The organism is Vibrio metoecus (assembly GCF_009665255.1).
Classification (GTDB): Bacteria; Pseudomonadota; Gammaproteobacteria; order Enterobacterales; family Vibrionaceae; genus Vibrio; species Vibrio metoecus_B.
This window is the reverse complement of the sequence record NZ_CP035686.1, coordinates 1,623,050-1,637,583: the sequence shown is the minus strand read 5'-3', so window position 1 is coordinate 1,637,583 and position 14,534 is coordinate 1,623,050. Positions and strand designations below refer to the sequence as shown.

Sequence of the window (14,534 nt, the reverse complement as noted above, 5' to 3'; positions counted from 1 at the left end):
ATGGCACTGGTATGGGTTTCCATTTGGTTTGACCTAATTTGGGCTCTGGCGGTGTTTGGTCAGCAAAAATGGCTATGGCTAACCGCTTTGCTTGTTATTGGGACCTATGCATTGGCTGCTATGCAGCGCCATCCGCTATTTGAAAAAATGGTGTGGATGGCAATTATTGGCATCTTACTCGATAGCGGCAATATGGCGATCGGCCTGCTTAGCTTTGCCGACGGCGAGTTTCCACTTTGGCTAATGGCACTTTGGTTTGCCTTTACTTGGTATGCAGGCCATTTGCTGCCGCAGCTGACCCGTTATTCCAATACTTTATTGTGCATAGCTGGTGGTGGCTTAGGTTGCTTAAGTTATTGGTTCGGTTATCGAATCGGAGCAGTGAGTTGGGAATACCCCACATTGATGGTGATGTTGGCACTGTTTTTGGAATGGATAGGTATCACTTGGTTACTGTTGAAGGTAATGAGGCATGAAAAAAGGACTTATAACCCTATTCGTTTTGCTGATGAGCGGTTTGGGATACGCCGACGCCGCTAGTGCAGCACAAGCTGAGCATAAACCGACCAGTACATGGACGGATTGGCCAGTGGTCGGGCAGGCAACGCTTTCGTGGTTTTGGTTGGATATCTACTCTTCACAACTGAGAGCACCGGATGGTCAATACCATGAGTCGCAGGATATCTCACCGCATCCCATGGCATTGGAGATTCGTTATCTGCGTAATATTAAACGCCAACAGTTAATCGATGCCACCAAAGACCAATGGCATAAGTTGGGGTTTAAAGAGCCACAAACCCAGTCTTGGCTCGATCAATTACAGCAAATGTTACCGGATGTCTCGATAGGTGATCGTCTGATATACGTTTCCGATGGGAAAAGCGGTGAATTCTTCTTTGCTCGTGAGCAAGAAGCACAACAAAGCATTGGAGTGGTTGCGGATGAAGCATTCAACGATGCCTTTTTATCGATTTGGCTTTCTCCACAAACTGAATATCTAGCCTTACGGAATCAACTGATAGGAATGAATCGGCAATGAAATACTACTCAACTTGGCTGTTATTGTTCTTCTTAGGACTTAGCGGATGTTCAGCGGATATCGATGATTACCGTGTGGCGACGCCCAAGTTTGATCTGTTCAATTACTTTGTTGGCACTACTCACGCTTGGGGTATGGTGCAAGACTATACCGAGACGCAGACGCGCCGTTTTGAGGTGGTAATTGAAGGCCGAGTTGAGAATAACCAACTGATTTTAGTTGAAGACTTTGTGTTTGATGATGGGGAGAAGAACCAACGGATCTGGACGATTAACCGAACGGCTGATGATGAGTACGAAGGACGAGCGGATGATATTGTTGGAACGGCTCGTGGTAAAGAAGTGGGTAATGCACTGCAGTGGCAATACGATTTTGTGTTGCCACGCGACAGAGGCGATGTGCAAGTACACTTCGATGACTGGTTGTATCGACAAGATGACAAGCGGGTATTTAATTTAACCAAAATTCGCAAATTTGGTCTTGAAGTCGGTCGGATTACTCTGTTTTTTGAAAAGCACGAGTGAAACGGTCTGGTATAAACCAAGTCGATAAGTCGTCAATAAGTAAAAGGGGAGCTGTTGCTCCCCTTAGTCATTTGGTCTCTCTTGTCGAGATTACAGCTTGTCCGTCAGCTCAATCGCGTAGCCAATATAGCTGGCTGGTGTCATGGCTTTCAGGCGCGTTTTCTCTTCGGCAGGCAGCTCTAAACCGTCGATGAATTGACGCATCGCTTCGCCATCAACACGCTTACCACGAGTCAGCTCTTTCAGCTTCTCATATGGCTTTTCAATGCCGTAGCGGCGCATCACAGTTTGGATTGGCTCAGCCAAAACTTCCCAGTTGTGATCCAGTTCTGCGAGCAGTGCATCGCGGTTCACTTCCAGCTTGCTGATGCCTTTTAGGGTTGAAGTATAGGCAATGAGCGCATAACCCACACCCACACCGAGGTTACGCAGAACGGTAGAATCCGTCAGGTCACGTTGCCAACGAGAGATAGGTAGCTTTTGTGCTAGGTGAGTAAACATCGCGTTGGCCAGCCCCAAGTTACCTTCCGAGTTTTCAAAGTCGATTGGGTTGACTTTGTGTGGCATGGTAGAAGAGCCAATTTCACCCGCGATGGTTCTTTGTTTGAAGTGGCCCAGAGCAATGTAACCCCAAACATCACGATCAAAATCGATCAAGATGGTATTGAAACGTGCTACTGCTTCAAACAGCTCAGCAATGTAATCATGCGGCTCGATTTGTGTGGTGTATGGGTTCCAGTCTACACCCAAAGATTCAGTGATGAACTCTTCGCTGAATTTATGCCAATCTACCGTTGGGTAAGCAGAAAGGTGCGCGTTGTAGTTACCCACCGCACCGTTGATTTTGGCTAGGATTTCTACGTTAGCGATCTGCTTGTATTGGCGCTCCATGCGGTAGGCCACGTTCGCCATCTCTTTACCCATGGTCGATGGAGAGGCTGGCTGACCGTGAGTACGAGAAAGCAGCGGAATATCGCGGTACTCTTCGGCCAGTTTGCGAATTGCGTCAATCACATTGCGAATTTCAGGCAGGATCACCGTGTCACGCGCTTCTTTGAGCATCAACGCATGTGAAGTGTTGTTGATGTCTTCTGAAGTACAAGCAAAGTGGATAAACTCATTCACTGCATGCAGCTCTGGCATCGCAGCAACTTTCTCTTTCAGGAAGTATTCCACGGCTTTTACATCGTGGTTGGTAGTGCGTTCAATTTCTTTGATACGCAGTGCATCCGCTTCATTGAAGTTCGCGGCAATCGCATCAAGGAATTGATTCGCTTCGGCACTGAATGCAGGCACTTCTGCGATCTCAGCAGTGGCGGCTAGCTTTTGTAGCCAGCGAACTTCAACGATAGTGCGGTACTTTAGGAGACCAAACTCACTGAAGATACTGCGTAACGCAATCGTTTTACTTCCGTAGCGGCCATCTACCGGTGAAACAGCAGTCAATGCTGACAGTTCCATGTTCTTCTCCTGAATATTGAGTTAAAGGTGTGAGTAATTTGAGTGGGTTGTCATCATTTAGATTCGCGCTAATAAAAGCTGCGCCTGTTCGATCATCTTTTTACGACCGAAAATCAGGTGACGACGTCGTCCGCCAACCTGACGCCACAATACGGCGCAGCGGATCCCTGACAGGAGTAGGGCGCGCACTTTGTGCTGGTTAGCGGTTTGCTGTAATACGGCTGGAGTACCAGTCACTTGAATGCGAGGACCAATCGGGCTAATCACATCAAGGTAAATACTGGCGAGGTTACTGATCATCTGATCATCAAATAAGTCAAAATGCTCAAGCTGGCGCTCAATCATTTGAATGCGATCGCCTAATTGACTCATCGTGTCACGGCGGCCACTCAACTTACGTTCAAGCGCCATTAGGCTAATTAGATAACGGGTGATTTCGCTACCTGATGGTGTGCTGTCAATCCCTTTGACCAAGCACTCCAAGCCGAGCTTGAGCTGACTTTCGTGGCCGAAAACTTCCAGTGTATTACTGGGATTAGTACACGTAATGGCTTTGAGCGACGTTTCAAACGCATCTGAATCACAGTGACCATTTTGGGCGACTTGTTGAACAAGTGCCACAGCCTGACAAATGCCAGCGAAAGCGATGGTACGGTCGTAAATTGCGTTAGCCACGTAAATCTCCTAAAAATTGACTCTAAATGCGCTCTTCAATGATGCCGCCACCAAGGCAGATTTCACCTTGATAAAACACGGCGGATTGTCCTGGCGTTACAGCTACTTGCGGCTCATCAAACATCACTTTAATTCGGTCATCACTGAGTGGAATGATGGTACAAGCGATGTCGCTTTGGCGATAGCGGGTTTTCACGCTGCAACGTAGAGGTTCAGTGATTGGAGTACGGTCAACCCAATGCAGCTGCGCCGCCACCAAACCGTGAGACTTGAGCAGGGGATGATCGGCGCCTTGTACTGCAATGAGCACATTGCGTTTGAGATCTTTATCCGCCACATACCATGGCTGTTCGCTGCTCTCTTTCATACCACCAATGTGCAGACCTTTACGCTGTCCGAGTGTGTGGTACATCAAGCCTTGGTGCTCACCAATCACTTTGCCTTCCGGGGTCTCAATTTTACCCGGTTGAGCTGGCAAATAGCGAGATAAGAAGTCGGTAAATTTGCGCTCACCGATAAAACAAATACCGGTTGAATCTTTCTTCTTCGCCGTAATTAAGCCTTGTTCTTCGGCAATGCGGCGTACTTCTGGTTTTTCTAGTTCACCGACGGGGAATAGGCTGCGCGCCACTTGCTCATGACTCAGTGTATAAAGGAAGTAGCTCTGATCTTTGTTACCATCGAGACCGCGTAACATCTGCGGTTTTTCACCATTTTGCGGGAAAGTACGGCGCACATAGTGACCCATGGCAATGTAATCAGCATCCAGCACTTCATCGGCAAATTCTAAGAACGCTTTGAATTTAATTTCTTTATTACACAGAATATCTGGGTTTGGGGTCCGTCCGGCTTTATATTCCGCGAGGAAGTATTCAAATACGTTATCCCAGTATTCTGCGGCAAAATTAATGGTATGAAGTGGGATGCCGAGTTTGTCACACACTGCCTGAGCATCTGCAAGATCTTCCGCCGCAGTACAATACTCTTCGTTATCGTCTTCTTCCCAGTTTTTCATAAACAGGCCTTCCACTTGGTAACCCTGTTGCTTGAGAAGATAGGCTGAAACAGAGGAGTCAACCCCTCCAGACATACCGACAATCACTTTCTTTTGGCTGTTTGCGCTGTGCTCTACAGACATCACTTTTCTACCACTTGAGGAACTTGGACGGGGATTCTAACAGAAAGAATTTTTCGAGGACAGATCCGAGACGGTAATCACACTTCATCTGACTTCAGTCAAATGTTGCTAAATCATTGAATCACTTGTGCTCCAATAGCTAAAGATGGAGAGCGAAATAAAATCATCATCGTGCAAACGTTTGCTATTTTTTCCTTTGTTGCTGCACTAAAAGGTGCGCGGTAGAATCGGCGCTCCTTTCATCCCAGAAGCCTAGTAACCCTTATGAAATTTCCTGGCCAACGCAAATCTAAGCATTATTTTCCAGTTCACGCGCGTGATCCTTTAGTGATTCAAGCGCAAGAAAATAAGAAGATGTCGCGCACTCATATTATCGGTATTGATCAAACGTTGGTGGATATTGAGGCCAAGGTGGATTCAGATTTGATCGAGCGTTATGGGCTGAGTAAGGGACACTCATTAGTGATCGATGATCAAGCGGCTGAGGCCTTATATAACGAATTAAAAGATCAGCGTTTAATTACCAATGAATATGCAGGTGGAACCATAGGGAATACGCTGCACAACTATTCAGTATTAGCCGATGACCGTTCAACCTTGCTGGGTGTGATGAGCCAAGACATCAAAATTGGCAGCTATGGCTATCGTTACCTATGTAATACTTCTAGCCGTATGGATCTGAATTATTTACAAGGTGTTGAAGGTGCCATCGGGCGCTGTTTTGCATTGATTACCGAAGATGGTGAACGTACTTTTGCGATCAGCGAAGGTCAAATGAACCAATTACGCCCAGACAGTATTCCTGAGAAAATATTTGCCAGTGCATCTGCATTAGTGATCACCGCTTATTTAGTTCGCTGTAAAGAAGGCGACCCGATGCCAGAAGCGACAATGCGCGCCATTGAATATGCCAAAAAATACGATGTTCCTGTGGTATTAACTCTAGGAACCAAATTTGTTATTCAGGATGATCCTAAATTCTGGCAAGATTTTTTACGTGATCATGTTACTGTCGTTGCAATGAATGAAGATGAAGCATTGGCGTTAACTGGAGAGAGTGACCCTCTAGCGGCTTCTGATAAAACCTTGGATTGGGTTGACTTAGTGTTATGTACTGCAGGCCCAGTTGGTTTATTTATGGCCGGATATACAGAAGAATCAGCCAAGCGCGAAACCTCACTTCCATTATTACCTGGTTCGGTTGCGGAATTTAATCGCTATGAATTTAGCCGCCCTGCACGTAAAGACAGCTGTATAAACCCGATTCGTGTTTATTCACATATTTCACCGTACATGGGTGGGCCAGAGAAGATAAAAAATACCAATGGTGCGGGTGATGCAGCATTATCGGCCTTGTTACACGATATGGCTGCCAATAAATACCACAAAGAAAATGTACCTAACTCAAGTAAGCATCAACATGAGTTTTTAACCTATTCCTCTTTTTCTCAAGTGTGTAAATATTCAAATCGCGCCAGTTATGAGGTATTGGCTCAACATTCTCCACGTCTTTCTCGTGGTCTTCCCGAGCGGGAAGATAGCCTTGAAGAAGCTTATTGGGAAAGATAAAGATAATAAAAAGGCTCCTTTGGGAGCCTTTTTCATATTCGTTTGAAACGCTTAATTAAAGAGCAAACTCTTCGAGAGATTTACCTTCGTCGAGTGCTTTTTGAATGGCAGAAGGAGTACGGCCTTGACCTGTCCAAGTCTTTTCTTCACCGTTGGTGTCGATGTACTTGTATTTTGCAGGACGAGGAGCACGTTTGCCTTTTGCTTTCGTTTTTGTTTCACCAGATAGCGCAGAAATAAGCGCTTCTAGATCAATACCATCTTTAGCAATTTGCTCTGCAATCGCGGCTAATTTCGCTTCTTGTTCTGCACGAGCAGCAATTTCTTCTGCTTCGGCTTCTTTACGCTCTTCAACAACTGTAGTGAATTTATCTAAAGCTTCTTCAAGTTGCTCAATAGTCAGTTCGCGTGCATAAGCACGTAGGCTACGAATATTTAATAAAGTCTTAGTGATTTCCGACATTACCATTTCCTGTTCACAATTTGGATAACGAGTTAATACTAAACCTAGCTTATTATACTGACAAGTTTTCGCTGCAAATATTAAGTCAAAATAGTAAGAAAGTAAAAATATAAAGTTTATTTATATTGGTATTTCCTAGTTTTTGGAAAATTTACACAAGGCATATAAAAGTAACTGCAGAAAACGTATCACACAGATAAATAATATTAGACCGATATATCAAGGTGTGAGAATTTTTTATGAAATAGGTATCAATAGTATGGTTGATTTGTGAGCTGTGCCACTTGTTTTTCTCACCTATACCTAGTTGCATTGATATTTTTGTTAAGTAAAATGTTTCTTACCTAATGCGAAAAGCGGGCTGAACTTGAACCAAATGAATTGGAATAGTGAGCTACGAGGTTTTCGCCGTAGAGGAGCGATTACGAAGAGTATCCACAATTAGGGTGATGCCTATGAGTTGTGAAGAAAGGCGTTGTCGCCGAAGTCAGTTTGCCCATCAAAGCAACTGGCTGGGGTTACATCAAATAGGTGTAACACTGCCATAGTCTATATTGTTGTTAAACTATGGAGCGCTACTGTAGGGTTGGGTGAAGTGTTCGCTTCCCTTTCGCTTAGTTCAACATAAATTAAGTTGACATGAAGTCACTTAGTTTGTCTGCAGTAGATCTCTAACCATTTTTTACTGGTTTAGGAAGATCATGAATTTAATCGATTTTGCTTCTTCGCCTTTCTCAGTTGTGCCACCTCTTGTGGCTTTGAGTCTGGCTATCATTACTCGCCGCGTATTACTTTCTCTCGGTGTGGGTATTTTCTTAGGTGCTTTATTGTTGGCCGACTATTCTGTTGGTCAAGCGTTGCAATATATTGCCACTCAAGTCGGTAGTGTGTTTGTAAAAGACGGGGCAATCAATGCTTGGAATATGAGTATTGTTGGCTTTTTACTGTTACTGGGCATGATGACTGCGCTACTGACATTGTCGGGCGGCACTCGCGCTTTTGCTCAGTGGGCACAGGTTCGAGTCAAAAGTAAACGAGGTTCGAAATTACTGGCAGCATTCTTAGGCGTATTCATTTTTGTTGACGATTATTTTAATAGCCTTGCTGTTGGTTCTATCGCCCGTCCGGTGACGGATCGCTTTTACGTTTCGCGTGCTAAGTTAGCCTATATTCTTGATTCCACGGCGGCACCGATGTGTGTGGTGATGCCCGCTTCAAGCTGGGGCGCGTATATCATGACCATTATCGGCGGTATTTTGGTTTCGCATGGTATTGAAGATTACTCCGCACTAGGTGCTTATCTACGCTTAGTGCCGATGAACTTCTACGCAATCTTTGCGTTGCTGATGGTATTTGCGGTGGTATGGTTCCAGATGGATATCGGCCAGATGCGCAAACATGAAATTGCTGCCTCTCAAGGTCGTGGTTTTGAAGAAGATCCAAGTACCGATGCGAAAGAAGCGCATGAGCTGAATGAAGAACTCGACATCCACGAAAGTGAAGGTGGTACTGTTTTAGATTTGGTTCTACCTATCGTCTTCCTTGTTGTTGCGACGATTAGCGCAATGATTTGGACTGGCGCGAGCGCATTAGCAGAAAGCGGTCAATCCTTTAATATTTTGGGGGCGTTTGAAAATACCAATGTAGGTACCTCATTGGTTTATGGCGGATTAGTTGGTCTGGCGATGGCCTTTGTCACCGTATTTCGTCAAAAATTGCCAACAGTTGAAATCGCAAAAACGTTGTGGACTGGCGCTAAATCGATGTTTGGTGCGATTCTGATCCTGATTTTTGCGTGGACGATTGGCTCTGTGATTGGTGACATGAAGACGGGGACTTACCTTTCATCATTAGTACAAGGGAATATTGGCCCACATTGGTTACCGGTCATTTTGTTCATCTTGTCAGGCGCAATGGCGTTTTCCACCGGCACATCATGGGGTACTTTTGGCATTATGCTGCCGATTGCCGGAGATATGGCGGGAGCCACCGATATTGCGCTGATGCTACCTATGCTCGGTGCGGTGCTTGCAGGTTCCGTTTTTGGTGACCACTGCTCACCGATTTCCGATACCACCATCCTGTCATCGACAGGCGCGCGTTGCCACCATATTGATCACGTCTCTACTCAGCTGCCATATGCGTTAGCCGTTGCTTTGGTTTCTGCATTGGGCTACGTAGTGTTAGGTATGTTTGGCTCACTGTGGTTAGCATTAGGTGCAACTTCTGTGGCTTTTGTGGCAGTGTGCTTTATCTTTGCTTTGCTTTCTAAGGCGAAAGTCAGTAAGCAAGTCTCCGCATAATTCATCGCGTGATCGATATATAGAAAAGAGGCCATTTGGCCTCTTTTTTCGGCTCAAACAAGGTGTCATGAAAAAATAACCAGAAAAGTATCAATTTGTGGTTGAAAAAAAAACTCAGCTTGGTTAGTGTGAAGGCAGTTATCAAAAAGATAGAAAGTAACTAAGTATGCGTAATTTCGTAATGAACATTCATCACCATCATCATCCCTAAGGTGTCTTTCGGGAGATGTACGCATACCCGGGGGACAGGAATCTCCCGGAGTTGAAATCAGAGCCACAAAAAGATTCTAACCCTCGGGAGACCAAACTCCCGAGGGTTTTTCGTTTTAAGCTTTGAAAAAATCATTAAATTCAACAAATTGCAAAGGAATAATGAGATGCAAACACAACGACTAAGAATCGCGGTACAGAAAAAAGGCCGCCTGAGCCAAGAGTGCCAAGAACTGCTGAAAAAATGTGGTGTGAAATTCAACATCATGGGCGAGCGCTTGGTGGTTCATTCACTGAATATGCCGATTGATCTGTTGTTGGTGCGTGACGATGATATTCCAGGACTGATCATGGATGGGGTGGTGGATTTGGGTTTTGTTGGTGAAAACGTGCTTGAAGAAACACGTTTAGATCGCCTAGCACTCAACCAACGTAACGAATTTATCACTCTTCGTCGTATGGACTTTGGTGGTTGCCGTCTGTCGATCGCGATCGAAAAAGATGCTGAGTATCGTGGCCCGCAAGATCTGAATGGTAAGCGTATTGCCACCACTTATCCGCAACTGCTCAAAGCTTACATGGATCGTCAAGGTGTGGATTTCAGCACCTGTATGTTGACGGGTTCGGTTGAAGTTGCCCCACGTGCGGGGTTAGCCGATGCGATTGCGGATCTGGTCTCCACTGGCGCAACCTTGGAAGCCAACGGTCTTAAAGAAGCGGAAGTGATCTTCGAATCCAAGGCCACTCTCATTCAACGCCCAGGGGCTTTTGCTGAAGATAAAGCGGCACTGATCGATAAGCTCCTCACTCGTATGCACGGCGTACAACAAGCCAAAGAATCCAAATACATCATGCTGCACGCACCGGTTGAGAAGCTGGCTCAAATCAAAACCTTGTTGCCCGGTGCGGAAGACCCAACAGTGCTCCCCTTGTCTGCCGACAAATCCAAAGTCGCGGTACACATGGTGAGCTCAGAAAATCTATTCTGGGAAACCATGGAGCAGCTCAAAGCTCTCGGTGCTAGCTCAATTCTGGTGTTACCGATTGAAAAAATGATGGAGTAAGGCGATGAGAACCGTGGTTTGGCAATCGTTGAGTGAAGCTCAGCAAGAATCGATTTTAGAACGTCCTGCGATTACGGAAGGAGCAAACATCACTGCCGCAGTTGCGCAGGTGATTGCGAAAGTGCGCAGTGAGGGTGATGCTGCCCTGTTTGAATTAACCGAAAAATTTGATCGCGTAAAACCCGCCTCACTGCGCGTATCTCGCGAAGAGATGGATGCCGCCGCTGCACGTTTGTCGGAAACGATGAAACAGGCACTAGAGCAGGCATACAACAACATCAGCAAATTCCACAAGGCGCAAAAAGCGCAGCCAATCAAAGTGGAAACCATGCCCGGAGTGGTGTGTGAGCAAGTGACTCGCCCGATCAATAAAGTGGGTCTGTATATTCCGGGTGGAAGCGCACCGCTACCATCAACCGTGCTAATGCTCGGTGTGCCTGCTCAAATCGCAGGTTGCCGTAAAGTCGTGCTCTGCTCACCACCGCCAATCGCTGATGAAATTCTCTACGTCGCTAAGCTGTGTAACATCGATGAGGTGTACAACTTAGGCGGCGGCCAAGCGATTGCTGCTATGGCCTATGGCACGGAAACGGTCACTAAAGTTGACAAAATCTTTGGCCCCGGTAACGCCTATGTGACAGAAGCAAAACGCCAAGTGAGTAACGATTTCCGCGGCGCAGCGATTGATATGCCAGCGGGCCCATCTGAAGTGTTGGTGATTGCCGATGAAACGGCGGATGCTGATTTTATCGCCGCCGATCTACTCAGTCAGGCAGAGCACGGCCCTGATTCTCAGGTGGTCCTGGTCACACCATCACCAGTGTTGGCCGATCAAGTGACTGATGCGGTACAACAGCAGCTTAAAGTGCTTTCGCGCGCCAGCATTGCTGAAAAAGCTTTGGCTTCCAGTCTGATTATTATTGCTGAATCACTCACCCAAGCGGTGTCCATTTCTAACTACTATGGCCCTGAGCACTTGATTGTGCAGACGCGCAACCCACGTGAACTGGTTCCACTGCTCGATAACGCAGGCTCCATTTTCCTTGGCGACTGGTCACCCGAATCGGTAGGTGATTACGCTTCTGGTACCAACCATGTGCTGCCAACTTACGGTTACACCCGCACCTATTCTAGCTTAGGTTTGGCCGATTTCAGCAAACGCATGACAGTGCAAGAACTGACCGCTGATGGTTTGCAATTGCTCGCGCCCACCGTAGTCACGATGGCAGAAGCGGAAGGGTTAGACGCGCATAAACGTGCGGTTACGATTCGAGTAGAAAAATTACAGAAGGCTCAATAAATTATGGAAAAACTGGCTCGTCAACAAATTCAGGCGTTAACCCCATACCTTTCTGCGCGTCGTATTGGTGGTAGTGGTGATGTTTGGCTCAATGCCAACGAATCGCCTTTCAATAACGAATACAAAACCGATTTTGCGCGCCTTAATCGTTACAGTGATTGCCAACCTAAGGCGATGATCCAAGCCTACGCCAATTACGCTGGAGTACAGCCGGAGCAAGTGCTGACTTCGCGCGGCGCGGATGAAGGGATTGAGCTTCTGATCCGTGCGTTTTGCGAACCCAATCAGGACGCGATTCTGTTTTGCCCTCCAACCTATGGCATGTACGCGATCAGTGCAGAAACCTTTGGTGTTGAGCGTAAAAAAGTGCCGTTGACTACTGATTGGCAACTCGATTTACCGAGCATCGAAGCCAATCTGGATCGCGTCAAATTGGTGTTTGTGTGTAGTCCAAACAACCCGACTGGAAACTTGGTCAAACGTGCCGACATCATCAAACTGCTGGAGATGACCCAAGATCGCGCGATTGTGGTGATGGATGAAGCCTACATCGATTTCTGCCCAGAGGCATCGACGGTTGATTTGCTCGCCCAATATCCGAACTTGGCGATTCTACGCACACTCTCTAAAGCTTTTGCTTTGGCGGGACTACGCTGTGGCTTCACGCTTGCCAATGCTGAACTCATCAATGTGTTGCTCAAAGTGATCGCGCCTTATCCGGTGCCGGTGCCGGTTGCCGAAATCGCGGTGCAAGCCTTATCACCTGCAGGTCTCGCGCGCGCCAAATACCAAGTATTGGATCTCGGCGCGAATCGAGCTTACCTACAAGTGGGGCTCTCTATGGTTCCGGGTGTGCAGGTCTTTGAAGGTTGGGGTAACTATCTATTAGTGAAATTCCCTGATGGCAATGCGCTATTTAAAGCAGCGTGGGAGCACGGCATTATTCTGCGTAACTCGCCGATTGAAAATTGTGTGCGTATCAGTGTTGGCAATCGCGAAGAGTGTGAAAAAACCGTCGCGTTTATTCGCAACTACTACCAGTAATTTTGTTTACAGCAGCTCGCAGCGCGGGCTGCTGATGAAAAGGACATTCTTGTGAGCAAACAACAAAAAATTCTTTTTATCGACCGCGACGGCACCTTAATTGTTGAGCCGCCAGTGGATTTTCAAGTCGACCGTTTGGACAAACTCAAACTTGAGCCTTATGTGATCCCAAGCCTGCTCAAGCTACAAGAGGCGGGCTATCGCTTAGTGATGGTAACTAATCAGGATGGTTTAGGCACTTCAAGCTACCCGCAAGCGGATTTCGATGCGCCGCATAACATGATGATGGACATTTTTGAATCGCAAGGCGTTAAGTTTGATGATGTGTTGATTTGCCCGCACTTTGAGCGTGATAACTGCTCGTGCCGCAAACCGAAACTTGGCTTGGTCAAAGAGTATCTACAAGGTGGCAAAGTCGATTTCAAATCATCAGCTGTGATTGGCGATCGCATGACCGATCTGCAACTGGCGGAAAATATGGCGATTCGCGGTATTCAATACCACCCGCAAACTATGGGTTGGCTGGATATCGTTAAAGATCTCACCACCAAGCCACGTGTTGCCCAAGTGGTGCGTAAAACCAAAGAGACCGATATTCAGGTTCTAGTCAATCTTGACCAAACTGGCGGTAATCAGATTGAAACTGGATTGGGCTTTTTTGATCACATGCTGGATCAAATCGCAACCCACGGCGGTTTCCAACTGCAACTGAAAGTGGTGGGCGATCTGCACATTGATGATCACCACACGGTGGAAGATACTGCCTTGGCACTGGGGCAAGCGCTGCGTGAAGCACTGGGTGACAAACGTGGTATTGGACGCTTTGGTTTCACATTGCCCATGGATGAGTGTTTGGCACAGTGCGCGTTGGATCTATCGGGCCGCCCGTATCTGAAATTTGATGCGAGCTTTAGCCGCCCGCAAGTGGGCGATCTCTCGACTGAGATGGTGTATCACTTCTTTCGCTCATTGACCGATACCTTGGCGTGTACTCTGCACCTTTCATCCAGTGGCGATAACGATCATCACATCATTGAGAGCCTGTTTAAAGCGTTTGGTCGCACGCTGCGTCAAGCAATCACGGTGCAAGGTAACGATCTGCCGAGCAGTAAAGGGGTGCTCTGATGACTCAAAATGTGGTGATTATTGATACTGGCTGCGCCAATATCTCCTCGGTCAAATTTGCCATTGAGCGATTAGGTTATGCGGTGACGATTTCGCGCGATCCGCAAGTGGTACTCGCGGCAGATAAACTGTTTCTGCCCGGAGTTGGCACCGCGAGCGAAGCGATGAAAAACCTCACTGAGCGTGATTTGATCGAGCTAGTGAAACGGGTTGAAAAACCATTGCTTGGGATCTGTCTTGGCATGCAACTGCTTGGCAAATTGTCCGAAGAAAAAGGTCAGAAAGCCGATGAGATTGTACAATGCTTAGGGCTGGTCGATGGAGAAGTCCGTTTGCTGCAAACCGGCGATCTGCCGTTGCCACACATGGGCTGGAACACGGTGCAAGTGAAAGAGGGGCATCCGCTGTTTAACGGTATAGAACCTGATGCGTACTTCTACTTCGTGCACAGTTTTGCTATGCCCGTTGGCGATTACACCATTGCCCAGTGCGAATATGGTCAGCCGTTTAGCGCAGCGATTCAAGCAGGGAACTATTACGGGGTGCAATTTCACCCTGAGCGCTCTTCAAAAGCGGGCGCACGCTTGATTCAAAACTTTCTTGAGCTTTAGGGACAAGC

Annotated in this window: 14 protein-coding genes, 1 riboswitch and 1 other annotated feature; of the genes, 10 read left to right on the top strand and 4 right to left on the bottom strand. The window is 46.9% G+C overall.

Annotation, left to right across the window (positions count from 1 at the left end; all coding sequences use genetic code 11):
- The 3 genes from EPB59_RS07375 to EPB59_RS07365 are packed head-to-tail and all read left to right on the top strand — an operon-like array spanning position 1 to position 1,563.
- The gene (locus EPB59_RS07375) at positions 1-540 is read left to right on the top strand and encodes a DUF2878 domain-containing protein (RefSeq protein ID WP_055050548.1); all 540 of its coding nucleotides are present in this window, start codon (positions 1-3) and stop codon (positions 538-540) included.
- Complete coding sequence (locus tag EPB59_RS07370; RefSeq protein WP_195707103.1) at positions 503-1,039, top strand: chalcone isomerase family protein; 537 nt, start codon at positions 503-505, stop codon at positions 1,037-1,039. Before EPB59_RS07375 ends, EPB59_RS07370 begins: the two co-directional genes overlap by 38 nt.
- Entirely contained in the window at positions 1,036-1,563 is a 528-nt protein-coding gene (locus tag EPB59_RS07365) for a DUF3833 domain-containing protein (protein ID WP_154172094.1), read from the top strand. Before EPB59_RS07370 ends, EPB59_RS07365 begins: the two co-directional genes overlap by 4 nt.
- Positions 1,564-1,653: 90 nt before the next feature.
- Here EPB59_RS07365 and purB read toward each other — a convergent pair whose 3' ends face one another.
- Genes purB through mnmA form a run of 3 tightly spaced genes read right to left on the bottom strand, consistent with a single transcriptional unit; the run spans position 1,654 to position 4,837 of the window.
- Entirely contained in the window at positions 1,654-3,024 is a 1,371-nt protein-coding gene (purB, locus tag EPB59_RS07360; RefSeq protein ID WP_154172093.1) for an adenylosuccinate lyase, read from the bottom strand.
- A 57-nt stretch (positions 3,025-3,081) separates the two neighbouring features.
- Entirely contained in the window at positions 3,082-3,699 is a 618-nt protein-coding gene (gene hflD / locus EPB59_RS07355; RefSeq protein ID WP_154172092.1) for a high frequency lysogenization protein HflD, read from the bottom strand.
- 22 nt (positions 3,700-3,721) lie between these two features.
- Positions 3,722-4,837, bottom strand: coding sequence for a tRNA 2-thiouridine(34) synthase MnmA (gene mnmA / locus EPB59_RS07350; RefSeq protein WP_195706946.1), 1,116 nt, complete (start codon positions 4,835-4,837; stop codon positions 3,722-3,724).
- A 264-nt stretch (positions 4,838-5,101) separates the two neighbouring features.
- Between mnmA and EPB59_RS07345 the strand changes: the two genes are divergently transcribed.
- A complete protein-coding gene (locus EPB59_RS07345) occupies positions 5,102-6,406 on the top strand; it encodes an inosine/guanosine kinase (protein ID WP_154172090.1) in 1,305 nt (434 codons plus the stop codon).
- Between the two features lie 55 nt (positions 6,407-6,461).
- Here EPB59_RS07345 and EPB59_RS07340 read toward each other — a convergent pair whose 3' ends face one another.
- On the bottom strand, positions 6,462-6,869 hold the full coding sequence (locus tag EPB59_RS07340; RefSeq protein WP_001290196.1) for an H-NS family nucleoid-associated regulatory protein: 408 nt from the start codon (positions 6,867-6,869) through the stop codon (positions 6,462-6,464).
- 403 nt (positions 6,870-7,272) lie between these two features.
- Positions 7,273-7,455: riboswitch (Lysine riboswitch) on the top strand.
- Positions 7,456-7,570: 115 nt separating this feature from the next.
- On the opposite strand from EPB59_RS07340, the gene EPB59_RS07335 reads away from it, so the two are divergent.
- The 6 genes from EPB59_RS07335 to hisH all read left to right on the top strand — a co-directional run bounded on the left by EPB59_RS07335 (position 7,571) and on the right by hisH (position 14,526).
- On the top strand, positions 7,571-9,172 hold the full coding sequence (locus tag EPB59_RS07335; protein WP_154172089.1) for a Na+/H+ antiporter NhaC family protein: 1,602 nt from the start codon (positions 7,571-7,573) through the stop codon (positions 9,170-9,172).
- Positions 9,173-9,361: 189 nt separating this feature from the next.
- Positions 9,362-9,494 (top strand) — a sequence feature (His leader region).
- 55 nt (positions 9,495-9,549) lie between these two features.
- Entirely contained in the window at positions 9,550-10,446 is an 897-nt protein-coding gene (hisG, locus tag EPB59_RS07330) for an ATP phosphoribosyltransferase (RefSeq protein ID WP_154172088.1), read from the top strand.
- Positions 10,447-10,450: 4 nt separating this feature from the next.
- A complete protein-coding gene (hisD, locus tag EPB59_RS07325) occupies positions 10,451-11,746 on the top strand; it encodes a histidinol dehydrogenase (RefSeq protein WP_005524408.1) in 1,296 nt (431 codons plus the stop codon).
- Positions 11,747-11,749: 3 nt separating this feature from the next.
- Positions 11,750-12,790, top strand: a complete 1,041-nt coding sequence (hisC, locus tag EPB59_RS07320; protein ID WP_154172087.1) for a histidinol-phosphate transaminase — start codon at positions 11,750-11,752, stop codon at positions 12,788-12,790.
- Positions 12,791-12,841: 51 nt separating this feature from the next.
- Positions 12,842-13,915 carry a bifunctional histidinol-phosphatase/imidazoleglycerol-phosphate dehydratase HisB gene (gene hisB / locus EPB59_RS07315; protein WP_000043564.1) on the top strand — a complete coding sequence of 358 codons (1,074 nt, stop codon included), beginning with the start codon at positions 12,842-12,844 and terminating at the stop codon, positions 13,913-13,915.
- A complete protein-coding gene (hisH, locus tag EPB59_RS07310) occupies positions 13,915-14,526 on the top strand; it encodes an imidazole glycerol phosphate synthase subunit HisH (RefSeq protein ID WP_000193249.1) in 612 nt (203 codons plus the stop codon). Before hisB ends, hisH begins: the two co-directional genes overlap by 1 nt.
- Positions 14,527-14,534: the final 8 nt, after the last annotated feature.